The 22,866-nt window shown below is 69.0% G+C and carries 22 protein-coding genes; 3 read left to right on the top strand and 19 right to left on the bottom strand.

The window, feature by feature from the left end:
• From deoA to QSG27_RS08225, 8 genes are all read right to left on the bottom strand, one after another.
• Positions 1–1,208, bottom strand: a 1,208-nt coding sequence (gene deoA, locus QSG27_RS08260; protein WP_306705014.1) for a thymidine phosphorylase, incomplete at its 3' end; no start/stop codon positions are given.
• 37 nt (positions 1,209–1,245) lie between these two features.
• On the bottom strand, positions 1,246–2,088 hold the full coding sequence (deoC, locus tag QSG27_RS08255; protein WP_306705012.1) for a deoxyribose-phosphate aldolase: 843 nt from the start codon (positions 2,086–2,088) through the stop codon (positions 1,246–1,248).
• Positions 2,085–2,915, bottom strand: coding sequence for a purine-nucleoside phosphorylase (locus QSG27_RS08250; RefSeq protein ID WP_306705010.1), 831 nt, complete (start codon positions 2,913–2,915; stop codon positions 2,085–2,087). Before QSG27_RS08250 ends, deoC begins: the two co-directional genes overlap by 4 nt.
• 14 nt (positions 2,916–2,929) lie before the next feature.
• Complete coding sequence (gene cdd, locus QSG27_RS08245; RefSeq protein ID WP_306705008.1) at positions 2,930–3,376, bottom strand: cytidine deaminase; 447 nt, start codon at positions 3,374–3,376, stop codon at positions 2,930–2,932.
• Positions 3,376–4,362 carry an ABC transporter permease gene (locus QSG27_RS08240; protein WP_306705006.1) on the bottom strand — a complete coding sequence of 329 codons (987 nt, stop codon included), beginning with the start codon at positions 4,360–4,362 and terminating at the stop codon, positions 3,376–3,378. Before QSG27_RS08240 ends, cdd begins: the two co-directional genes overlap by 1 nt.
• 3 nt (positions 4,363–4,365) lie before the next feature.
• The gene (locus QSG27_RS08235; RefSeq protein WP_306705019.1) at positions 4,366–5,535 is read right to left on the bottom strand and encodes an ABC transporter permease; all 1,170 of its coding nucleotides are present in this window, start codon (positions 5,533–5,535) and stop codon (positions 4,366–4,368) included.
• 141 nt (positions 5,536–5,676) lie between these two features.
• Positions 5,677–7,221 (bottom strand): ABC transporter ATP-binding protein, encoded by a 1,545-nt coding sequence (locus tag QSG27_RS08230; protein WP_306705004.1) that lies wholly within the window; start codon positions 7,219–7,221, stop codon positions 5,677–5,679.
• A 187-nt stretch (positions 7,222–7,408) separates the two neighbouring features.
• Positions 7,409–8,383: a BMP family lipoprotein gene (locus QSG27_RS08225; RefSeq protein ID WP_306705002.1), complete on the bottom strand. Its 975-nt coding sequence runs from the start codon at positions 8,381–8,383 to the stop codon at positions 7,409–7,411.
• 171 nt (positions 8,384–8,554) lie between these two features.
• Here QSG27_RS08225 and QSG27_RS08220 point away from each other — a divergent pair, with 171 nt between their 5' ends.
• On the top strand, positions 8,555–9,217 hold the full coding sequence (locus QSG27_RS08220) for a LysE family translocator (RefSeq protein WP_306705000.1): 663 nt from the start codon (positions 8,555–8,557) through the stop codon (positions 9,215–9,217).
• 28 nt (positions 9,218–9,245) lie between these two features.
• On the opposite strand, the gene QSG27_RS08215 is transcribed toward QSG27_RS08220, so the two are convergent.
• A complete protein-coding gene (locus QSG27_RS08215; RefSeq protein WP_306704998.1) occupies positions 9,246–9,872 on the bottom strand; it encodes a DedA family protein in 627 nt (208 codons plus the stop codon).
• 264 nt (positions 9,873–10,136) lie between these two features.
• On the opposite strand from QSG27_RS08215, the gene QSG27_RS08210 reads away from it, so the two are divergent.
• Positions 10,137–11,834 carry a methyl-accepting chemotaxis protein gene (locus QSG27_RS08210; protein ID WP_306704996.1) on the top strand — a complete coding sequence of 566 codons (1,698 nt, stop codon included), beginning with the start codon at positions 10,137–10,139 and terminating at the stop codon, positions 11,832–11,834.
• A 51-nt stretch (positions 11,835–11,885) separates the two neighbouring features.
• Here the strand turns inward: QSG27_RS08210 and mrdA are convergent, their stop codons facing one another.
• The 5 genes from mrdA to QSG27_RS08185 all read right to left on the bottom strand — a co-directional run bounded on the left by mrdA (position 11,886) and on the right by QSG27_RS08185 (position 17,317).
• Positions 11,886–13,763 carry a penicillin-binding protein 2 gene (gene mrdA / locus QSG27_RS08205; protein WP_306705017.1) on the bottom strand — a complete coding sequence of 626 codons (1,878 nt, stop codon included), beginning with the start codon at positions 13,761–13,763 and terminating at the stop codon, positions 11,886–11,888.
• Between the two features lie 49 nt (positions 13,764–13,812).
• Positions 13,813–14,325: a rod shape-determining protein MreD gene (mreD, locus tag QSG27_RS08200; protein ID WP_306704994.1), complete on the bottom strand. Its 513-nt coding sequence runs from the start codon at positions 14,323–14,325 to the stop codon at positions 13,813–13,815.
• Positions 14,322–15,191, bottom strand: a complete 870-nt coding sequence (gene mreC / locus QSG27_RS08195; protein WP_306704992.1) for a rod shape-determining protein MreC — start codon at positions 15,189–15,191, stop codon at positions 14,322–14,324. Before mreC ends, mreD begins: the two co-directional genes overlap by 4 nt.
• A gap of 90 nt (positions 15,192–15,281) precedes the next feature.
• Complete coding sequence (locus QSG27_RS08190) at positions 15,282–16,322, bottom strand: rod shape-determining protein (protein ID WP_014240000.1); 1,041 nt, start codon at positions 16,320–16,322, stop codon at positions 15,282–15,284.
• Between the two features lie 452 nt (positions 16,323–16,774).
• Positions 16,775–17,317, bottom strand: coding sequence for a TIGR00645 family protein (locus QSG27_RS08185; RefSeq protein ID WP_306704988.1), 543 nt, complete (start codon positions 17,315–17,317; stop codon positions 16,775–16,777).
• A gap of 209 nt (positions 17,318–17,526) precedes the next feature.
• On the opposite strand from QSG27_RS08185, the gene phoU reads away from it, so the two are divergent.
• A complete protein-coding gene (gene phoU / locus QSG27_RS08180; RefSeq protein WP_306704987.1) occupies positions 17,527–18,231 on the top strand; it encodes a phosphate signaling complex protein PhoU in 705 nt (234 codons plus the stop codon).
• Between the two features lie 248 nt (positions 18,232–18,479).
• Here the strand turns inward: phoU and ilvC are convergent, their stop codons facing one another.
• From ilvC to QSG27_RS08155, 5 genes are all read right to left on the bottom strand, one after another.
• Positions 18,480–19,499, bottom strand: a complete 1,020-nt coding sequence (gene ilvC, locus QSG27_RS08175) for a ketol-acid reductoisomerase (RefSeq protein ID WP_306704986.1) — start codon at positions 19,497–19,499, stop codon at positions 18,480–18,482.
• Positions 19,500–19,552: 53 nt separating this feature from the next.
• Positions 19,553–20,008 carry a PIN domain-containing protein gene (locus QSG27_RS08170; RefSeq protein ID WP_306704985.1) on the bottom strand — a complete coding sequence of 152 codons (456 nt, stop codon included), beginning with the start codon at positions 20,006–20,008 and terminating at the stop codon, positions 19,553–19,555.
• A complete protein-coding gene (locus QSG27_RS08165; RefSeq protein ID WP_306704984.1) occupies positions 20,005–20,244 on the bottom strand; it encodes a type II toxin-antitoxin system Phd/YefM family antitoxin in 240 nt (79 codons plus the stop codon). Before QSG27_RS08165 ends, QSG27_RS08170 begins: the two co-directional genes overlap by 4 nt.
• Positions 20,245–20,423: 179 nt before the next feature.
• Complete coding sequence (gene ilvN, locus QSG27_RS08160; RefSeq protein ID WP_306704983.1) at positions 20,424–20,930, bottom strand: acetolactate synthase small subunit; 507 nt, start codon at positions 20,928–20,930, stop codon at positions 20,424–20,426.
• Between the two features lie 50 nt (positions 20,931–20,980).
• A complete protein-coding gene (locus QSG27_RS08155) occupies positions 20,981–22,744 on the bottom strand; it encodes an acetolactate synthase 3 large subunit (RefSeq protein WP_306704981.1) in 1,764 nt (587 codons plus the stop codon).
• Positions 22,745–22,866: the final 122 nt, after the last annotated feature.

Genomic DNA, 22,866 nt, shown 5'->3' with positions numbered 1-22,866 from the left:
TGGACGACGGCGAGCGGGCGTTCGGCAGGCCCCACCGCGGCCCCCAGCCCGGCGACGTCGGCCAGCCCGACCGCGAAGTCGATGGGGTCGGTCGTCTTGGTGCGCCCGCCGCCCAGCGCCACCACGGCGATGCCGACGGCCCGCACGTCGATGGCCGCCACCACGCCCGCGCGCTCCGCGAAGACGGGGCGCACGACGGGGGCGGCATCCAGATGACGGTCGGGTGCGTCCAGCAGATCCGCCGGACCGCCCAGCGCGTGGACCATGCGGGCGAAGCGCTCGGCGGCCTGCCCGCTCGCCATCGCCTCGTCGAAACGGGCGCGGCCCGCGGCGACGTCGGGCGCCAGCCCGGCCAGGACCAGCAGTTCGGCGGCCTGCGCCGCGGTGACCTCGTAGAGCCGCGTCTCGGCCTTGCCGCCGCGCAGGATGTCGATGCACTCCCGCATCTCCAGCGCGTTGCCAGCGGTCCGGCCCAGCACCTCGTTCATGTCGGTCAGCAGGGCGACGGTGGGCAGCCCGGCGCCCTCCGCCACGGTGACGAGGCTGTCCGCCAGTTCCCGCGCCTTGCCGTAGTCGGGCAGGAAGGCGCCGGAGCCGAACTTCACGTCCATCACCAGCGCGTCCAGCCCCGCCGCCAGCTTCTTCGACAGGATGGAGGAGGTCAGCAGGTCGATGGTCTCCACCGTCGCCGTCACGTCGCGGATGGCGTAGAGCCGCCGGTCGGCCGGGGCGATGTCGTCGGTGGCGCCGATGACCGCGCAGCCGGCCTCCTTCACCACCCGCTCCAGCGTCGCCCGGTCGGGCTTGGCGCGGTAGCCGGGGATGCTCTCGAACTTGTCCAGCGTGCCGCCGGTGTGGCCCAGGCCGCGGCCCGACACCATCGGCACGAAGCCTCCGCAGGCGGCCAGCGCCGGGGCGAGGATCAGGCTGACCTTGTCGCCGACGCCGCCGGTCGAATGCTTGTCCACCACCGGGCCGGGCAGGTCCAGATGGTCCCATCGCATCACCGTTCCGGAATCCCGCATGGCCAGCGTCAGGGCCACCCGCTCCTCCAGTGTCATGCCGCGGAAGAAGACGGCCATGGCGAAGGCTGCCGCCTGCCCCTCGGTGACGGAGCCGTCGGTGATGCCGCGCACGAAGGCGCCGATCTCCGCCGCGTCGAGGCGTGCGCCGTCGCGCTTCTTGCGAATCAGTTCCTGGGGAAGCATCCCTGCGTCCGTCCGGTGGTCGAGCCTGTCGCCCGGATCAATAGCCGGCGGCGGCGGGCTGGGCAACCGCCCCGCCTCCCTTGCCGCCCCCGTTGCCTCCATGACCGGCGACGGCGAGGAGCGAGTCCAGCAGCCCCGACGCGCCGAAGCGGAAGGTTTCCGGCTTGGCCCAGCCCTTCCCCTGGATGGCGGTGGCGAGCGCCAGATAAGCCGCCGCGCCGTCCGCGTCGCGGATGCCGCCCGCCGCCTTGAAGCCCACCGGCTTGCCCGATTCATGGATGACGTGCAGCAGCAGCGCCGCCGCCTCCAGCGTCGCCGCGGGCTGCACCTTGCCGGTCGAGGTCTTCAGGAAGTCGGCCCCGGCGGCGATGGCGTCGCGGGCCGCCCAGGCCAGCAGATCCGGGTCGGGGAAGCAGCCGGACTCCAGGATCACCTTCATCGTCACCTCGGCCCCGCAAGCCTCGCGGCAGGCGCGGACGACGTTCATCGGCTGGGTGCGGGCGCCGTCGATGAAGGCGCGGTGGGGAAGCACCATGTCGATCTCGTGCGCGCCGTCCTTGATCGCGGCCTTGGTCTCCGCCGCCACCGCCGCCGCGTCGGCCTCCCCCGTGGGGAAGTTGACGACCGTGGCGATCCGCACGCCGGAGCCCTTCAGCGCCTTGCGCGCCGTCTTCACGAAGCGCGGCCAGATGCACACCGCGGCGACCTTCCCGGCGGGCGTCACGGCGCGCTTGCACAGCGCCTCCACCGTCTGGTCGGTGTCGTCGTCGTTCAGGCTGGTCAGGTCGAGCAGACCGATGGCCCGGCCCGCCCCCTTGACGTCGGCCTTGGCGGCAGCGGCGGTGTCGAGCGCCCGTTGCAAGTCGGCGGGAAGTTTCATGACCGGCGTCCTTCTTCGTTCAGCCCGCCCAGAAAACCGGTCAGCAGCCGCTCCAGTTCGGTGGCGGCGGCCGAGGCGGCGCGCAGGGTCTGGTCGTGGTCCACCGGCCCGTCGCCAAGTCCCACCCCCAGGTTGGTGATGACCGCGCATCCCGCGACCCGCAGGCCGCAATGCCGCGCGACGATGCATTCCGGGACCGTGGACATGCCGACCGCGTCCGCCCCCAGGATCTTCAACATCCGGACCTCCGCCGGCGTCTCGAAGGAGGGGCCGGAACAGGCGGCGTACACGCCCTCGGCCAGATCGATGTTCCGCTCCAGCGCCTTGCGCCGCATCAGGGCGCGCAGGGCCGGGTCCCAGGCGTCGGTCATGCTGGGAAAGCGCGGGCCGAAGCTGTCCTCGTTGGGGCCGGTCAGCGGGTTGGCGCCCAGCAGGTTGATGTGGTCGGAGATCGCCATCAGCCGCCCCGGCCCGACCTCCACCCGCAGCGATCCGGCGGCGCAGGTCAGCACCAGCGTGTCGCAGCCGGCCAGCTTCAGCGCGCGGATCGCCGTCTTCAGCGCGTCGAACCCGTTGCCCTCATAGGCGTGGACGCGCCCCTGCATGCAGGCGACGGGCTGGCCGCCCAGATGACCGAGCACCAGCCGGCCCATGTGCCCCTCCACGCTGGGCAGCGGGAAGCCGGGCAGGTCGCCGTAGGGCATGGCGGTCGCCCCCTCGATCCGGTCGGCGACCCCGCCCAGACCGGAGCCGAGCACGATTCCCACCCTCGGGCGGAAACCGGGAACCCGGTGCAGGATTTCCGCGGCGGCGCGTGCGGCAGTCATGGCGGTCTGTGTCCTCAGAAATCGAGATTGTCGGGGCCGAAGGAGTGCGGCAGCAGTTCCTCCAACGTAAACGTGCGGCGAAGCCCGTCCGGTCCACAGACGTGAATCGGCGTGTCGGGTTTGGCGAATTCGCGCAGGCGCTGGCGGCAGCCGCCGCAGGGGGTGCAGAGCCGCCCGTCGCCGGGCTGGCCGCCCATCACCACGACCGCGCGGATGTGCCGGTCCCCGGCCAGGACCATCGCCCCGATGGCCGACGCCTCGGCGCACTGGCCCTGCGGGTAGGCGGCGTTCTCCACATTCGCCCCGGCGTGGATGCGTCCCGACCCGCCCAGGATCGCCGCCCCCACCGGAAAGCGCGAATAGGGCGCGTACGCCTTCGCCATGGCGACGCCGGCGGCGGCGACGAGGGCATCCAGGGGGGCGTCCAGAGGGGCGTCCAGGGGGGCTTGCGGGTCGCTCATCACCGCTCCTTCACATAGGGGATGCCGCCGGCCCTGGGCGCCACGGCCCGCCCGACGAAACCGGCGAGCAGAAGCACCGTCAGCACATAGGGCAGCATTTGGATGAACTGCACCGGGATGACGCCGACCACCGGCAGCGGCACGCCCTGCAAGCGCACCTGCACCGCGTCGGTGGAGGCGAACAGCAGGCAGGCAAACAGCGTCGGCCAGGGCCGCCACTTTCCGAAGATCAGCGCGGCCAGCGCAAGATAGCCCTTGCCCGCCGTCATGTCCCGCACGAAGCCGGCGCCGTGCGCGGTGGACAGATAGGCGCCCGCGATGCCGGTCAGCACGCCGGTGACGACGACCGCCTGATAGCGCAGCCGGGTGACCGACAGGCCCGCCGTGTCCACCGCCGCGGGGTTCTCCCCCACCGCCCGCAGCCGCAGCCCGAAGCGGGAGCGGGTGAACACCCAATGGGTCGCCACCACCAGCAGGACCGTCAGCCAGACCAGCACGTTGGCGTCGTCGATCAACTCCCGGTAGACGGGGCCGAGCACGGGGCCGAGCACGGGGATGCCGGCCAGCGCCTCCACCCCCGGCAGATGGATCTGCGGCAGGCGCGCCTCCCCCGGCAGCAGCGGGGTCTGGCCGCCCTGGCGGAACCACGCATAGGCCAGCGTTGGGGCCAGACCGGCAACCAGGATGTTGACCGCCATGCCCGACACCACCTGGTTGCCCTTGTGGGTGATGCAGGCGAACCCATGGACCAGCGCCAGCCCGACCGAGGCCGCGACGGCGGCGAGCAGCCCCAGCCAGGGGTTGCCGGTGGAGGACGCGACGGCGGCGGCGAAGAAGGCGCCAGCCAGCATCTTGCCCTCCAGCCCGATGTCCACCACCCCCGCCCGCTCGCTGTAGAGCGCCGCGAAGGCGGCCAGCACCAGCGGCGTCGCCACGCGGACGGTGGCGTCGGTCAGCAGGAGGGCGACCAGAAAGGCGTGCTCCATCGCTCACGCCCTCCCTTCGGCCTGCGGCCCGCCACGGCGGCGCCGGAACAGCGCCTCCACCTGCGGCTTGAACAGATTCTCCAGCGCCCCGGCGAACAGGATGACGAGTCCCTGGATGACCATCACCAGCTCCCGGTTCACGGTGGGATATTCGAAGGACACCTGCCCTCCCCCCTGCGCCAGCACGCCGAACAGCAGCGCCGCCAGGACGATCCCCACCGGGTGGTTGCGCCCCATCAGCGCCACGGCGATGCCGACGAAACCCACCCCGCCGGTGAAGTTCAGCAGAATGCGGTGTTGCACCCCCATGATCTCGTTCACCCCGACGAAGCCGGCCAGTGCCCCCGAAATCGCCATGGCGAGGATGATGTTCCGCGACGGCGAGATGCCGGCATAGACCGCCGCCCGCTCGTTCCGCCCGACCGTGCGGATCTCGTAGCCCCAGCGGGTGCGCCACAGGAACAGGTAAAACAGCGCGCAGCAGGCCAGCGCCCACAGGAACGACAGGTTCAGCGGCGAGGCCGGGATGGCGACGCCGAACCAGCCCAGAGCCCTGTCCATGGTCGGCAGCCAGACTCCCGGATCGAACTCCCGCGTTTCCGGCGACTGCGATCCGGGACGGATCAGCACGTCCACCAGCAGGTAGGTCATGACCGAGGCGGCGATGAAGTTGAACATGATCGTCGTGATGACGATGTGGCTGCCGCGTTTGGCCTGGAGCCAGCCGGGAATCGCCGCCCACACCGCCCCGAACAGCCCCGACAGGGCCACCGCGGCCAGCGCCGCCACCGGCCAGGGCCAGCCGGTCAGCGCCAGCCCGACCAGCCCGGCCCCCAGCCCGCCAAGATAGGCCTGCCCCTCCCCGCCGATGTTGAACAGCCCGCAATGGAAGGCGATGGCGACCGCCAGACCGGTGAAGATGTAGCCGGTGGTGTAGTAGAGGGTGTAGCCGACGGCCTCCGGATAGCCGACCGCCTCCGTCACCAGCAGGGTCAGAACGGCCAGGGGGTTTTCCCCGATCACCAGGATGACCAGCCCGGACAGGACAAGGGCGGCCAGCAGGTTCAGCAGCGGCAGAAGCGCGTAGCCGACCCAGCCGGGCACGTCCCCCGGCCTGCCGAACCCCCGGCCCACCACATCCTGTGCCACACCCTGCGCCGCCTCCTGCGCCATCCCGGCCCCATCCGTGGTCATGCCCGTTCACAAGCCGGCCCCTTGATCGACAAGGGCTTCAACGTGCTCGTGCAACGGCTCGAGCCATGGAAGGTGCCCCGCCCCACGGCCCAGCGCAAGCGGGAGCGTTCGGGGATCGCCTTACGCGGCGTCCACAACCCCCGCCATCATCAGGCCGAGGCGCCGCTCGTCCGCCTCCTCCGGCCCAAGCTCTCCCACCAGACGGCCGTCGAACATGACCAGGATGCGGTCGGACAGGGCGCGGATCTCGTCCAGTTCCACCGAAACCAGCAGAATCGCCTTGCCCTGGTCGCGCAGCGCCACCAGACGCCGGTGGATGAACTCGATGGCGCCGATGTCCACGCCGCGGGTGGGCTGGCCGACCAGCAGGAGGTCGGGGTTCCGCTCGATCTCACGGGCCAGCACGATCTTCTGCTGGTTGCCGCCGGAGAAGTTGGCGGCGGGGAGACGCGGGTCGCGCGGGCGGATGTCGTAGGCGTCCATCTCCGCGGCACAGCGGTCGAACAGGGCGCTGCGGTCCATCAGGAACCGCCCGTTGAAGGCCGGATCGCCCTGATGGCCGAGGATCGCGCATTCCTGCGCCTCGAAGCCGGTGACGAGGCCGACCCTCTGCCGGTCCTCCGGCACATGGCCGACGCCGAGCGCGCGCAGCCCCCGCGCGGTGAAGCGGGCGGGCCGGTCCGCCAGTTCCTCCCCGCGCAGGCGGACGGAGCCGCCGGCCAGCGGGCGCATGCCGGCCAGCGCCTCCAGCAGTTCCGACTGGCCGTTGCCGGACACGCCGGCGATGCCGACGATCTCCCCGGCGCGCACGGTCAGGCCGACGCCCTTCACCCGCTCCACCCCCGCGCCGTCGCGCACGCACAGGCCCGCCGCCTCCAGCACCGGCGCGCCGGGGCGGGCGGGCGCCTTCTCCACCCGCAGCAGCACCTTGCGCCCGACCATCAGTTCGGCCAGTTCCTCGCGGCTGGTGCCGGCGGTGGCGAGGTTCGCCACCACCTGCCCGCGGCGCATGACCGTCACGTTGTCGGTCAGCTCCATGATCTCGCGCAGCTTGTGGGTGATGATGACGATCGTCTTCCCCTGCTCCCGCAGCGCGCGGAGGATGCGGAAGAGATGGTCGGCCTCCTGCGGGGTCAGGACGCCGGTCGGCTCGTCCAGGATCAGGATCTCGGCCCCTCGGTAGAGCGCCTTCAGGATCTCCACCCGCTGCTGCGCCCCGACCGGCAGGTCTCCGACCGGGCGGTCGAGGTCAACCTCCAGCCCGTAGTCGCGGGCGAGCCGTGCCAGTTCCGCCCGCGCCCGCGCCATGCCGGCAGCCAGGGTGACGCCGCCCTCCGCTCCCAGCAGCACGTTCTCCAGCACCGTGAAGGGATCGACGAGCATGAAATGCTGGTGGACCATGCCGATCCCGGCGGCCAGCGCGTCGCGCGGGCTGCGCACCGCGACCGGGCGGCCATCCACCAGGATCGCGCCGCTATCGGCGGGCAGATAGCCGTAGACGATGCTCATGATCGTCGATTTGCCGGCGCCGTTCTCCCCGACCACACCGTGGATGGTGCCCTTCGGCACGGCCAGCGACACGTCGCGGTTGGCATGGTTGGCGCCGAACCACTTGTTGACGTTGCGGGTTTCCAGGGCGGGCGGGGTTTGGGGCGATTCAGGCATGGGGGTTTTCTTTATGGCGAGGCCCTTGCCCCCACCCTTCCCACGGCTGCGCCGCGGGCCCCTTCCCTCCCCCGCGTAGCTCTCGCGCAAACCTTCGGTTTGCGCTGACGCGGCAGGCGGACTTTGGTCCGCCGAGAGCGGGGGAGGGTTAGGGAGGGGGCAACGGTCGGCGACGCAGAAACTCAGATCACGGCTGATAAGCCTTCACCACCAGTTCCCCCGCGATGATCTTCCGCTTGGCGTCCTCGACGGCCTTCTCCATCTCCGCCGTGACGAGCCTCCGGTTGTTCTCGTCCAGCGCGTAGCCCACGCCTTCCTCCTTCAGTCCGACGACGCGGTGGCCGGGCGCCCAACTGCCGTCCTTGGCGGTCTTCATGCAGTCGTAGACGGTCACGTCCACCCGCTTGACCATGGAGGTCAGGATCTTGCCCGGATGGATCCAGTTCTGGTTGCTGTCCACCCCGACGCCCAGCCTTCCGGCGTCCGCCGCGGCCTGGAGCACGCCGAGGCCGGTCGCCCCCGCCGCCGCGAAGACCACGTCGGCGCCGCGCCCGAACTGGCTCTTGGCCAGTTCCGCCCCGCGGGTGGGATCGTTCCAGGCGGCGGGGGTGGTCCCGGTCATGTTCGTGAAGACCTCGCCATCCGCCTTCACATGGCGCACGCCCTGCTCGTAACCGGTCTGGAAGTTGCGGATCAGCGGGATGTCCATGCCGCCGACGAAGCCGACCTTCCCGGTCCGCGAGGCCAGCGCCGCCAGCATGCCGACGAGGAAGGAGCCCTCATGCTCCTTGAAGGTCACGGACTGCACGTTGGGCAGGTCCAGCTTGTCGTCGATCAGGCAGAATTTCGTGTTGGGATATTCCCGCGACACCTTGTCCACCGCGGCGGACTGGGAGAAGCCGACCGCCGTGATGACGGTGGCGCCGCGCCGCGCCATGTTGCGCAGCGCCTGCTCGCGCTGGCCCTCGCTGGTGACCTCGAACTCGCGGTAGGCGATCCCGGTCTCCTTCTTGAAACGCTCCGCCCCGTTGTAGGCCGCCTCGTTGAAGGACTTGTCGAACTTGCCGCCCTGGTCGAACACCACCGCCGGCAGGAACTCGTCCGCCGCCAGCGCGGTGCCCGCCGTCAGCGACAGGACCAGGACCGCCAGTATCCGCTTCATCGACATCGTTCCGCTTCCCCCCGTTCCGGATCGCCCGCATGGCGGGTCATGGATGGCAGAATAACCACTCGTCCCGCCACGCGACAGGGGGAACACCGGTTGACGGAAGGACGGTGGGCCGCTATCACGCCCGCCAGCCGTCCGGTCGGGACGTTTCACACATCGGAAGAGGTGGTCGGCGTGCATGGTCTGGTGGTGCTTCTGCAAGGCATCGTCCTCGGGATCGCCATAGCCGCCCCCGTCGGCCCCATCGGCCTGCTCTGCATCCGCCGCACGCTTCAGCACGGGCCGCTGATGGGCTTCTTCACCGGTTTCGGCGCCGCCGTGGCCGACACCATCTACGGCGCCATCGCCGCCTTCGGCGTGTCCGCGGCGCTGGACTTCCTTCAGGGGCACGAGATCGCCTTCCAGCTCGTCGGCGGCATCTTCCTGATCGTGGTCGCCATCCGCACCTTCCGCCAGAATCCGGAGGACGAGGAGCGCGAGGCCGCCAGCGCCCCCGACACCCCGTCCTTCCTGGGCGGCTTCATGACCGGCCTGTCGCTCACACTGACCAACCCGGCGACCATCATGGCCTTCATCGCCATCTTCGCCGGCTTCGGGCTGGGCGGGAACCTGGGGCGGGTGGACGCCTCCACCCTGGTGGCCGGTGTCTTCACCGGCGCGTCGCTGTGGTGGCTTGCCCTGTCCATGGGGGTCGCCGCCGTGCGCCACCGCATTTCGGACAAGGGACTGACCCGGTTGAACCACTGCACGGGGGTCGCGCTGGCCTGCTTCGGCGTCTGGGCGCTCGGCATGGCCTTCACGGGCATGGCCGGCTGGGCCATGAGCTGAGTTCACGGTCCGAATTCACGGGCCGAATTCACGGGCTGAGCGGCGCATCCGCCGCCGGGCCGCCGCCCGACTTCTGTGCGCGGCGGATGCCGTGGAAATGGCTGGCCAGCCGGTACAGGTACAACCCCACCAGGACCACCAGAAGCCCCACGGTGAAATAGCCCACCATGCTGTGCGCGAAGGGCCAGCGGGAGAGCATGTAGCCGGTCCAGGCGAGCAGCAGCGTCCACAGGATCGACCCGGCTCCGGAATAGAGACAGTAGAGCGGGATCGACATCCGGCAGGCCCCGGCGGGGATCGAGATCAGCGTCCGCACCCCCGGCACCGGCTGCGTCAGGAACACGGCGATCCCGCCATGACGGCCGAACCAATCCGTGCTTCGCCGGACCTTCCCGGGGTGGATCGTCAGCCAGTGGCCGTAGCGCTTCAGGAAGGCTTCCAGCCGCTCGCGGCCCATCAGGCGGCTGGGCAGAAACCACACCAGCTGTCCGGCCAGCGACCCCAGCCCGCCGGCCAGGGCGACCCCGAACAGGTTGTATTCGCCCTGCGCCGCCGCGATGCCGGCCAATGGTATGACCGACTCCGCCGGGACCGGCGGAACCACCCGCGCCAGGACCAGGAGCAGGAAGATGCCCACGTAATTCATCGTGTGCATCACATCCACAAGCCAATTGGTCAGCCCGCCCGCCATCTCTGTCCACCCGGGAGTTTTCGCTTCCCGGAAACAGGACTCATCGGCCCGCGGTTCCTGAAACCCTTCGTTCGGGGAAGGGCCGGGCACCACTTTCGAAAGGGAATTTGACACGCATCAAAGCACGGTGGCTGCAAACGTTGTACAGCTCATGATCCAGACATGCCGCTGCTAGCCGGCCCCAGCCCGAGCTTCGCGTCCGGGCCTCCATCATGGCGAGATGGTCCCATGAAACTTTGCAACCTTAAGATCTCCACCAAGATCCAGTCCATCATCGTTCTGCTGGCGGCGATCTGCGCGGGCATCACCGCCACGTCGATTTCCAGCCTCAACGCGCTGAACCACGCCACCGACGAGATCAAGGTGGCGGGGGAAGAGATGAAGCTCGGCGCCCGGATCAACCGGATCGTGGTCGAGTTGGTCCGCGACGAGTACCGGCTGGCCGCCAACCCCGCCGACCTCGAACAGGTTCTCCCCTCCATCGCGAAGAGCCGCGACGCGCTGGCCTCCTATCTGGCCAATGTGAAGAACACCGCCGACGCGGAGCAGAGTCGCCTGCTGGGCGAGTTCGACACCGTGCTGGTCATCTACCAGCGGGAGCTTGAGGACACGCTGTCGGTGGTCCGCCGGAACGGGACGGGCGCCACAGCAGGGGTGCAGCGCGAAATCCTCGCCTCCGTGGAGAAGAGCAACGCCGCCGCGCGCAAGCTGCAGGAACTGGCCGTCGCCTACACCACCTACACCGACGACAAGGCGTCGCGGCTGTCCAAGGACGCCACGCTGCTGGCGGAGCGGCGGTCGGCCCAACTCGTCACCGCCGCCGCCGCCGGCATCCTGGCGGGGCTGCTGATGGGCTGGCTGGTGTCCCGCTTCGGCATCGTCCGGCCGGTGGAAACCATCGTCGCCTGCCTGCGCGGTCTGGCCGACGGCCGGCTGGAAACGGACGTCTACGGCGCCGACCGCAGGGACGAGGTCGGCCAGATCGCCGCCACCGCGGCGGTGTTCAAGGACAACCTGGTCCGCAACCGCGAGATGGAGCGCGAGGCCAAGGAGGCCGCGGCCCGGTCCCAGGCGGAGAAGCGCGCGGCGATGCTCGACCTCGCGGGCCGCTTCGAATCGCGGGTGGGCGTCATCGTGAACGGCGTCGGCGGCGCCGCGGCGGAGCTTCAGGCCACCGCCGCCCAGCTCTCCGCCGCCGTCGAGGAGGTCAGCGCCCAGTGCGGCGCCGTGGCCGGCGCGTCGGAGGAGGCCAGCGCCAACGTGCAGACCGTCGCCGCGGCGTCGGAAGAGATGTCCGCCTCCATCCATGAGCTGGCCGAGCGCGTGTCCCGCGCCGCCGCCCGCTCCAAGGCCGCGGCGGAAGGGGCCAACCTGGCGCAGAGCCAGCTCGACTCCCTGGCCGGCGCCATCGAGCAGGTGGACCAGATCGTCGCGGCCATCAACTCCGTCGCCTCGCAGACCAACCTGCTGGCGCTGAACGCCACCATCGAGGCCGCCCGCGCGGGTGAGGCCGGCAAGGGCTTCGCCGTGGTGGCGCAGGAGGTAAAGAACCTCGCCAACCAGACCCACGCGATGACGGAGCAGATCGGCAGCCAGATCGCCGCGGTGAAGAGCGCCTCGGGCCGGACGGTGGACGCCATGCGCGCCATCATCACCCAGGTCGAGGACATCGACCGCTCCACCGCGGAAATGGCCGCGTCCGTCGAGCAGCAGAGCGCCGCGACGGGGGAGATCAGCCGCAACGCCCAGCAGGCCGCCAACGGCACGGCGGAGGTGTCCAGCAACGTCGTCGGCATCCAGAAGGCCGAAACGGAAACCAGCACCGCCACCCACAGCGTGAAGAATGCGGCCGACCAGTTGGCCGATCGCGCCTCCAGCCTGAAGCGGGAAGTGGACCAGTTCCTGGCCGAGGTGCGTGCGGCGTAGAGCAACCGCGCGCTCCGGCCCCCCCTCGGAGCCCGGCCCTCAGCCCGCCCCTCAGCCCCGGGTGCCGCCCGGCGGCGGGGGCGGCGGGGCGCTTTCCGCAACGGCGGCGCGGCCCGGGTCGCGTTTCTGGCATTCCAGCAGGATGTCGCGCGCAATGGGCGCCGCCGCGGTGGAGCCGCCGCCGCCGTGCTCCACGAACACCGCGCAGGCGTATCGCGGGGAGCTGACCGGCGCGTAGGAGATGAACAGCGCGTGGTCGCGCTCCCGCCAGGGCAGATCCTCGTTCTTCTTCACGCCGGTGCTGCGCTCCGCCATGGTGATGCGGCGGACCTGGGCGGAACCGGTCTTGCCGGCCATTTCAAAGCCCGGTTCGGTGATGCGGGACTTGTAGGCGGTGCCGTTCGGCGCGTTGGTCACCTCGTAGAGGCCGCGCAGGACGAGGTCCAGATTTTCCTTCTTCACCCCGATCGGCGGCCAACTGGTCTGCTCCCCCGACAGCGCCTTGATCTGCTTGGTCAGGTGGGGTTTCACCGCGAAGCCGCCGTTGGCCAGCCGCGCCGTCATGGCGACGAGCTGCATCGGGGTGGACAGCACGTAGCCCTGCCCGATGGCCGCGATCAGCGTCTCGCCCTGCGCCCAGGGCTTGCCCAGGGCACCCTTCTTCCAGTCGATGGACGGGATCAGGCCGGGCCGCTCGTGCGGCAGGTCCAGCCCGGTCAACTGCCCCATGTCGAAGCGGTGGGACATCTCGGCGATGCGGTCGATGCCGATGCGCCGCGACACGTCGTAGAACCACACGTCACAGGAATGGCGCAGCGCGCCGACCACGTCCACCGTGCCGTGCCCGCCCTTCTTCCAGCAATGGAAGCGGTGGTCGCCCAGGTCCATGTGACCCGGGCAGAAGACCGTGTGGTTGCGGCTGATCAGCCCCGATTCCAAGGCCGCCAGCGCCACCACCGGCTTGAAGGTGGAGCCCGGCGGGTACTGCCCGGCCACCGCCTTGTTGTTCAGCGGCGTCGCCTGGTTGGACAGCAGCTCCTCCCACAGCTCGGCGCTGATGCCCATGGTGAACTGGTTGGGGTCGTAGCTGGGGTGGGAGCACAGGGCGTAGATGCCGCCGGTGTGGACGTCCATCACCACGGCGGCGGCGCTGACCTCCTGCGCCAGCCGCTGCTGCACGAACTTCTGGAGGCCGATGTCGATGGTGAGCTGGACCTCCCGCCCCGGCTGCCCCTCGTCGCGCGACAGCTCGCGGATGACGCGCCCGACCGCGTTGACTTCGAGCTGGCTGGTGCCCGCGGTGCCGCGCAGCGCCTTCTCGTGGTACTTCTCCATCCCGGCCTTGCCGATGCGGAAGCCCGGCAGCGACAGCACGGGATCGCCGTTCAGCTCCGCCTCCGACACGGCACCGACATAGCCCAGGATGTGAGCGGTCGCCTCCGCCTCCGGGTAATGGCGGATTTCGCCCACCTCGATGGCGACGCCCGGCAGGTCCGGCGTGTTCATCTCGATGGTGGCGACCTGCTCCCAGGTCAGGTTCTCGCGGACGGTGACCGGGACGAAGCGGCGCTTGCGGTGCAGTTCGCGCATCACGCGGCGGCGGTCGCTGTCCGTCAGCGGAACGATCTTGGAGATCTTGTCCAGCGTGTCCTGGATGTTGCGCGTGCGCTCCGACACCACGACGACGCGGTAATTCTGCTGGTTCATCGCCAGCGGCGCGCCGAAGCGGTCCACGATGGTGCCGCGCGACGGGGCGACCAGCCGCAGGCTGATGCGGTTCTCCTCCGCCAGCATGGTGTAGCGCGCCGACTCGACCACCTGCAGGTAGTAGAGCCGCCCGACCAGCGCGGACAGCCCGGCGAGCTTCAGCCCGCCCAGCACGGCGGCGCGGCGGGTCAGCAGGCGGTAGCGGTCGGTGTCGCGGTCCATCGCAGTCAAAGGCCACTCATCTCCCTTGCCAGATCATCCAAGGCCCCCGTCATCCCTGCAGAAAGGCGCGATGGACGCGGATCAGCATCCAGGCGACCGCCGGGAAGAACGCCATGGTCAGCAGCGCCTGGAACAGCGCCGGCTTGAACGGCAGAACCGCCGCCTGAAGCACCGTGAAGGCCAGCCACTGGATGCAGGCCACGCCCATCATGACCAGCGCGAAGCCGAACCACATCAGGGCGAAGGTGCTGGACACCAGGACGCGCCGCTGGCTGGACACCGCCCAGTGGACCAGCACCAGCACCAGCGCGTTCACCCCCAGCGGCCCGCCGGTCAGCAGATCCTGAAGCAGCCCGATCAGGAAGGCGGTGCCCGGCCCCATCAGGTCGGGCCGGTGGATCGCCCAATAATAGACGGCGATGGCGGTCAGGAAAGGTGCCACCGACGCATAGCCGGGCAGCGGCACCGGTATCATCCCGGCCAGCGCCAGCATCACCGTCACCGCGAAGGGCGCCAGATTCCGCCCCGTCTTGTCCAGCCGCTGCCAGAGGGTCAGCGTCATTTCGGCTCGGACGACGGTTCCGCTTCGCTTCCCGGCAGGGCGAACTCGACCAGTTGCAGGTGCTCGACCCGCGACAGATCGACGTTCGGCTGCACCCGGACGCCACGCTCACTCGCCGAGGACACCACGCCCACCGGCAGGCCCGGCGGAAACTGCCCGCCGTGACCGGACGTCACCACCCGCTCCCCCACCTGGACCGGCGCTTCCGGCGGCAGGTAGAGGAGCCGGGTCTGGTCGGAATTGTCGCCCGCCATCACCGCCCGCTGGCGCGAGCGCTCCAGAACCACGGGAATGCGGGTGTTGATGTCGGTCAGCAGAAGGATGCGGGCCGACCATTCCCCGACCTCGATCACCCGGCCGACCAGCCCGCTGCCGGCGATGGCCGCCTGCCCCTTGCGCACGCCGTCGCGGCGCCCGGCGGTCACCACCAGCGTGCGCAGGAAGGAACTGCCCGGCGCGGCGATGACCCGCGCGGTGATGAAGGAGGAGGACGGTTCGGGGGTCGCCTTCAGCAGGGAGCGGAGGCTGAGATTCTCCGCCTCCAACCGCAGCGCCGCCTGCTTCCACTGGAGCAGCCGCGCGTTCTCCGCCTTCAGCCGCTGGTTTTCCTCGAAAGCGTTCTGCACCTGCACCACCGACTCCACCACATGGGCGGCGGTGGCGGCGGGGCGCGAGATCGCGTCCAGGATGGGGGCAAAGGCGTCGGTCACGCGGGCGCGGGCGCTGTCCACCGACAGCGCGTCGATCTTGCCCACCATCATCAGAGCGACGGAGGCAAGCACCAGCAGAAGAAACGAGAAGCGCTGGGCAAGCGCCCGCAGAGGGGCGGCAAGGCGCACGACGGAGCCGGAATTGCGAGGCTTCACAGGATCATCCCGTCCAGGTACGCGATCCGCCCCCGGCTACGCCGGCGAACGGACGAACCGCCGGGGGAACCCAACCGAGCAATACACCAATCAGTAGGCGCTGACCAAGACGTTTCGCAGCGTCTTCATCTCCTCCAGCGCCCGCCCGGTGCCCAGCGCGACGCAGGACAGCGGGTCGTCCGCGATGGACACCGGCAGGCCGGTGGCGTGGCGCAGGACGAAGTCCAGGTTGCCCAGGAGCGCGCCGCCGCCGGTCAGCACGATGCCCTTGTCCACGATGTCCGCGGCCAGTTCCGGCGCCGTGTGCTCCAGCGCGACCTTCACCGCCTCGACGATGGCCGACACCGGTTCCGCCAGGGACTCGGCGATCTGCCGCTCGGAGATGATGAGTTCCTTGGGCACGCCGTTCATCAGGTCGCGGCCCTTGATCTCCAGGATGCGGCCCTCGCCGTCTTCCGGCGGGCAGGCCGACCCGATTTCCTTCTTGATCCGCTCCGCCGAGCCTTCGCCGACCAGCAGGTTGTGGGTGCGGCGGATGTAGCCGATGATGGCCTCGTCCATCTTGTCGCCGCCCACGCGGACGGAACGGGAATAGACGATGCCGCCCAGCGACAGCACGGCCACCTCGGTGGTGCCGCCGCCGATGTCCACGACCATGGAGCCGGTCGGCTCCGTCACCGGAAGCCCGGCGCCGATCGCGGCGGCCATGGGCTCCTCGATCAGGAAGACGCGGCGCGCGCCGGCGGCCTCCGCCGATTCCTGGATCGCGCGGCGCTCCACGGCGGTGGAGCCCGACGGCACGCAGATGATGACCTGCGGGCTAGCGAAGCTGCGCCGGTTGTGCACCTTGCGGATGAAGTGCTTGATCATCTCCTCGGCGACTTCGAAGTCGGCGATGACGCCGTCGCGAAGGGGCCGGATGGCCTGGATGTTGCCGGGCGTGCGGCCCAGCATCATCTTCGCCTCGTCGCCGACGGCAAGCACCTGCTTCTTGCCGCGGACGTTGGCGATGGCCACCACGGAGGGTTCGTTCAGAACGATGCCGCGGCCCTTGACATAGACCAGGGTGTTGGCCGTCCCCAAATCGATCGCCATGTCGGCGGAAAGCACGCCGAGGAGTTTGGAAAGCATGGACCCGACTAACTCTTCAATGCGGTTGAGACGGCCTTGCCGGCGATGTGCCCGCTCCGGTGCGGAGGGCCACGCCCGCCAACGGTTCCATAGACGAATGCCCCTTCGCGCTCAAGCGGAGAGTGCAACCGGCACGCCTTGCCGGACCCTGTTCCCGGCGCCCGTGGGGCGGACGCCGGCGCCGGACCGGCGCTCTGTTCGATGGGAGGCGGACCTTGACGCAAGGCCGGTCCCGGCTGATTTCCCAGACCCCGAAGTGCTGGCGGAACGCCGTCCTCCGGTGCCCGCCACACTGCCGCGTCAGGGTTAATTTTCCGTCAACGGAAGGCGGAAACCTCCGGCGTCCGGCCAACCGCCCCGCTCGCGCCGGGGGTATCCTTAGGCTGATTCCCAACCCGCCGCAACGGCTTTGTGTCCGCTTTGAAACCGCTCCGGCGGCCCTCCCGGCGGCCTCAATGCCCGCCGGTTTTCTCCGCCACCGCGGCCTTGCCGTGCGCCCCGTGATGCCCCCCCTCCAGCCGGTCCATCAGGGCCAGCAGGACGCCCGACACCACGAAGGTCATGTGGACGATGACCATCCACATCAGGTTTTCCTTGCTGCTGTTGTCGATGTTCATGAAGCTCTTCAGCAGATGGATGCCGGAGATCGCCACGATGGAGGCGATCAGTTTCAGCTTCAGCCCGCCGAAGTCGACCTTGCCCATCCAGTCCGGACGGTCCTCGTGGTCGGCCACGTCGATCTTGGACACGAAGTTCTCGTATCCCGAAAAGATCACCATCAGCAGCAGGTTGCCGGCCAGCGACAGGTCGATCAGCGTCAGCACCGCCAGAAGCACGTCCTTTTCCTGCATCTCCAGCACATGCGGGACGATGTGGAAGATTTCCTGCACGAACTTCGCCAGCAGGAGCACGAGCGACACGACGAGCCCCAGGTAGAAGGGCGCGAGCAGCCAGCGGCTGGCGAAGATGATCTGTTCGAAGCGGCGTTCGATCATGACGGTCGGCGTCCGTGCTTGGTCATAAGGGGTAGGAGCGCCGGACTCTTGCCATTTCGCAGATGCGAAATCAACCTTATCCCATGCCGCATCCGCCGGATCGGCCCGCGGGAAGAGGGCTGGCCTGCGGAGCCACGAGACTGTAACGTTCCCGGCCGTCCCCGCCTCCGGAGCCGGGAAGTGTCTCCGCATCGATAAGGCCCGCCCGCATGAAGCACTCCGCCCCGCACATCGTCACCGCGTTCGAAGACGCCATGAAGCGGCTGAAGGCCAGCATCGTGCAGATGGCGGGTGCCGCGGAAACCCAGCTCGACGGCGCGCTGACCTGCCTGACCCAGCGCAACCCGGAGCAGGCCCGCGCCATCGTGGAGTCCGACGCGCGCCTGGACAGCTACGAGCATGAGATCGAGGCGAACTGCATGCGCATGCTGGTGCTGCGCCAGCCGGTGGCCGACGACCTGCGCGAGGTGATCGCCGCCCTGAAGATCGCCGGCAATCTGGAGCGCGTGGGCGACCACGCCGCCAACACCGCACGCCGGGCCGTCGCCGTGGCCGAGTTCCCCGAATCCCCGGCGATGAGCACCCTGCCCAACCTGGGCCGTCTGGTGCGCCAGCGCCTGACCACGGCGGTGGACGCCTATGTGGACGGCGACGTCGAACTGGCGCTGCGCGTCTGGCGCACCGACGACGAGGTGGACGCGCTGTACACCAGCCTGTGCGACAGCATCAACCAGTCGGCGGCCCGCCTGCCGGAGATGTTCACCGCCCACATGCACCTTCTGTTCATCGCCAAGAGCCTGGAGCGCATCGGCGACCACGCGACCAACATCGCGGAGGTGGTGCATTTCGTGCACACCGGACGGCCGTTGCTGGACGAGCGTCCGAAGGCCGACCGGTCGCGGGGGGATGTGTGACGACATAGGGATGTGGAGGTTTTGCCCCCACCCTGACCCTCCCCCGCTCTCGGCGCACCTTCGGTCCGCCTGCCGCGTCAGCGCAAACCTTTGGTTTGCGCGAGAGCTGACGCAGGGGAGGGAGTCGGACTCCTCCCCCTGCGCAGCGGGGGAAGGTCGGGAGGGGGGCAAGCGACGGCGGCGCGTCCCTCCCAAAACGAAAAAGCGCGCCTCGCGGCGCGCTTTTCCATTCCCGATCCAGGAACCGATCAGTTCTTGGACTTGTCCACCAGACGGCGCTCGGCGATCCAGGGCATCATGGCGCGCAGCTTCTCGCCGACCTGCTCGATCGAATGCTCGGCGTTGCGGCGGCGGGTCGCCTTGAAGGACGGCTGGCCGGCCTTGCACTCCAGCATCCAGTCGCGGACGAAGCGGCCCGTCTGGATGTCCTCCAGAACACGCTTCATCTCGGCCTTGGTCTCCGGCGTGATGATGCGCGGGCCGGTCTTGTAGTCGCCATACTCGGCGGTGTTGGAGATCGAGTAGCGCATGTTGGCCATGCCGCCCTCATACATGAGGTCGACGATCAGCTTCACCTCGTGCAGGCACTCGAAATAGGCCATCTCCGGGGCGTAGCCGGCCTCGGTCAGCGTCTCGTAGCCGGCCTTGATCAGCTCGGTCAGGCCGCCGCAGAGCACGGCCTGCTCGCCGAACAGGTCGGTCTCGCACTCTTCCTTGAAGGTGGTCTCGATGATGCCGGCGCGGCCGCCGCCGATGGCCGAGGCGTAGGACAGGGCGATGTCCAGAGCGTTGCCCGAGGCGTTCTGATGAACGGCCACGAGGCAGGGCACGCCGCCGCCGCGCTGGTACTCGCCGCGGACGGTATGGCCCGGGCCCTTCGGCGCGATCATGAACACGTCGAGGTCGGCGCGCGGCTCGATCAGGTTGAAGTGCACGTTCAGGCCGTGCGCGAAGGCCAGAGCGGCGCCTTCCTTCAGGTTCTTGGCGAGATCGTCGCGGTACAGGTCGGCCTGCAGCTCGTCCGGGGTGAGGATCATCACCACGTCGGCCCAGGCGGCGGCCTCGCCCGGAGCCATGACCGTGAAGCCGGCGGCCTCGGCCTTCTTGATGGTGGCCGAGCCCGGGCGGAGGGCGATGCGCACGTCCTTCACACCGCTGTCACGCAGGTTGTTGGCGTGGGCGTGGCCCTGGCTGCCGTAGCCGACGATGACGACCTTCTTCCCCTTGATCAGGTTCACGTCGGCATCACGATCATAATAGACGCGCATGGTGATCTTCCTTGGATTTTTCGATCTGGTGGTGCGAGTTTTGCGCAGCGGAATTACTCCACCGGCGGAAGGGCCGCGTCAAGCGGAACGCGATTGTCAGGGTTGAATGGGTTCAGGATCCTTACGCCACCCAGAACCCGTCCATCCTGGAAATCCTCAGTCAGCAGCAGACGGCACCCGAACGCATCGACATCCGCCCACAACACCGCGTCCCAAAGCGGCAGGTCGTGGTCCCTCACGGCATCCAGAGCCTTGGCGAAGCCGGCCCTGGTGCCGGGGATGAGGTCAAAGACGTCCATGTGCAGACGCACCGTCCGGAGGGCGTCCTCGCGGGACACCACCTTCTTGCGCGTCAATGAAAAGTAAAGCTCCCCCAACACCTGCATGGACAGCACGACCGTTCCGGGCCGGTCGAGCGCACGTCCGATGAGATCCTGCGCCACGGCCTGCTTTTCCGGGCTGCGCCGGTCGAGCGCATAGAACAGCACGTTCGTATCGAAGGTGATCATCGGTGCCCGTGCAGGTCCTCACGGCTCCAGTCCCGGCCACCGAGGTCGAACCCTTCGCGCATCCTGCGGCGCAGGGCATCGGCGGCGGCGCGGCGTCCATCGGCCGCGGCGGCGTGCGGCACCAGACGGGCCACCGCCGTCCCGTTCTCCGTCAGGACGATCTCCTCGCCGCGCTGCGCCTCTTCGACGAGCTTGGCGAGCTGATCCCGGGCTTCTTCGATGGAGAGCATCTTCATGACCGACTCCTGGCGCGCAACCGCCCGTTCATCCTATCCGAGAACGGGCGGCTCCGCGAGCCAGCCCTTAAAGCGGATTGCGATCCGCTTTGGACCGCGACGGCGGTCCCGGTCGCCCAAGCGACCGAAACCCGCCGGCGAATGAGGCGATATGAGTCTAAAGCGAACGGAAGTTCGCTTTAGAACCCGGCAGCGCCCTTGGACATGGCGACGACGCCGGTGCGGCTGGCCTCGACGAGGCCGAGCTGGGCCATCAGCCCGACGAAGTCGTCCACCTCCGCCGTCGTGCCGGTCAGTTCGAACACGAAGGAGGTCAGGGTGGCGTCCACCACCTTCGCCTTGAAGATGTCGGCCAGACGCAGCGCCTCGATGCGGCGGTCACCGGTGCCGGCGACCTTCACCAGCGCCAGTTCGCGCTCCACCGACGGCCCCTCGTCCGTCAAATCGTGCACCTTGTGCACCGGGACGAGGCGGTCGAGCTGGGCCTTGATCTGCTCCACCACCATGCGGGTGCCGGAGGTGACGAGCGTGATGCGCGACAGGTGGTCGGCGTTGTTCACCTCCGCCACCGTCAGGCTTTCGATGTTGTAGCCGCGGCCCGAGAACAGGCCGATGACGCGCGCCAGCACGCCCGGCTCATTGTCCACCAGCACGGCGATGGTGTGCTTTTCGATCTTGTCTTCCACGATCCGTACTCCGCCAGAGGGCCTTCAACCGTTCGTCTTGGTCGCCGCGATCAGACCAGCACCATGCCGTCTTCCGGCGTGGCGTCGGACGGGCTGTCCTCCGGACCGAACAGGATTTCGTTGTGGGCCTTGCCGCCGGGGATCATCGGGAAGCAGTTCTCCTTCGGATCGACGGCGATGTCCACGATGCAGGGGCGGTCGGTGACGGCCAGCATCTTCTCGATGACCTCGTCCACCTCGGCCACGGTGGTGGCGCGCAGGCCGACGCAGCCCCAGGATTCCGCCAGCTTCACGAAGTCCGGCAGGGCCTCCGAATAGCTGTTGGAGTAGCGGGAGCCGTGCAGCAGCTCCTGCCACTGGCGCACCATGCCCATGTACTTGTTGTTCAGGATGAAGATCTTGACGGGGGCGCGGTACTGCACCGCCGTGCCGATCTCCTGCATGTTCATCAGGAAGGACGCCTCGCCCGACACGTCCACCACGATGGCGTCGGGGTGGGCGAGCTGCGCGCCGATGGCCGCCGGCAGGCCGTAGCCCATGGTGCCCAGGCCGCCGGAGGTCATCCAGCGGTTCGGCTCGTCGAAGGGCAGGAACTGGGCGGCCCACATCTGGTGCTGGCCGACCTCGGTCGTCACGTAATGGTTCTTGCCGCGCAGCGCCTCGCGCAGCCGCTCCAGCGCGTACTGCGGCTTGATGACCGCCTCGGTGCGGTTGTAATTCAGGCAGTTGCGGGCGCGCCAGCCGTCGATCTGGCCCCACCACTCCTTCAGGGCGGCCTGGTCGGCGCGCTTCTGGCGGGCCTTCCAGATGCGGATCATGTCCTCCAGCACCGCCCCGGCGTCACCGACGATGGGGATGTCCACCGCGACGTTCTTGTTGATCGAGCTGGGGTCGATGTCGACGTGGATCTTCTTCGAGCCCGGAGCGAACTCCGACAGCTTGCCGGTCACGCGGTCGTCGAAACGGGCGCCGATGTTGATCATGACGTCGCAGTTGTACATGGCGAGGTTCGCCTCGTACGTGCCGTGCATGCCCAGCATGCCCAGCCACTGCGTCTCCGACGCCGGGAAGGCGCCCAGCCCCATCAGGGTGGAGGTGATCGGGAAGCCGGTCAGCTTCACGAACTGGGTCAGCAGCTTCGCCGCGATGGGGCCGGCGTTCACCACGCCGCCGCCGGTGTAGAAGATCGGGCGCTTGGCGTTGGCGATCAGCTCGATTGCCTCCTCCACGCGGGCGATCTCGGGCTTCACCTGCGGGCGGTAGGTCTTGTGCTTCACCTCGGTCGGCGGGATGTAGGTGCCGTCGGCGAACTGCACGTCCTTCGGGATGTCGATCAGCACCGGGCCGGGACGGCCGCTGCGCGCCACGTAGAAAGCCTCGTGCATGGTGCGGGCGAGCTGGTTGACGTCCTTCACCAGGTAATTGTGCTTGGTGCAGGGGCGGGTGATGCCGGTGGTGTCGGCCTCCTGGAAGGCGTCGTTGCCGATCAGGTGGGTCGGCACCTGCCCCGACAGGCAGACCAGCGGAATGCTGTCGCACAGCGCGTCCAGCAGGCCCGTCACGGCGTTGGTGGCGCCGGGGCCGGAGGTCACCAGCACGCAGCCCACCTTGCCGGTGGAGCGGGCGTAGCCCTCCGCGGCGTGCACGGCGGCCTGCTCATGCCGGACGAGGATGTGCTTGATGTCGTTCTGCTGGAAGATGGCGTCGTAGATCGGAAGTACCGCGCCGCCCGGATAACCGAAGATGATGTCGACGCCCTGGTCCTTCAGGGCCTTGATGACGATCTGCGCGCCGGTCAGCTTCTGTTCGGGCATAGCTCACGACCTTCCAATGGGGGCCCCTCATTTCACGGGCGGCCCTGTTCCTTCTCAAACCCCGGCGCGGCCAACAGGGAAAACAAGGGGTTATCCCCAAAGGCGAAGGCCGGGACCGGCAA

The sequence above is a fragment of the Azospirillum isscasi genome (genome assembly GCF_030849505.1).
In the GTDB taxonomy this organism is placed as follows: domain Bacteria; phylum Pseudomonadota; class Alphaproteobacteria; order Azospirillales; family Azospirillaceae; genus Azospirillum; species Azospirillum isscasi.
This window is presented reverse-complemented; position numbering and strand designations above follow the sequence as displayed.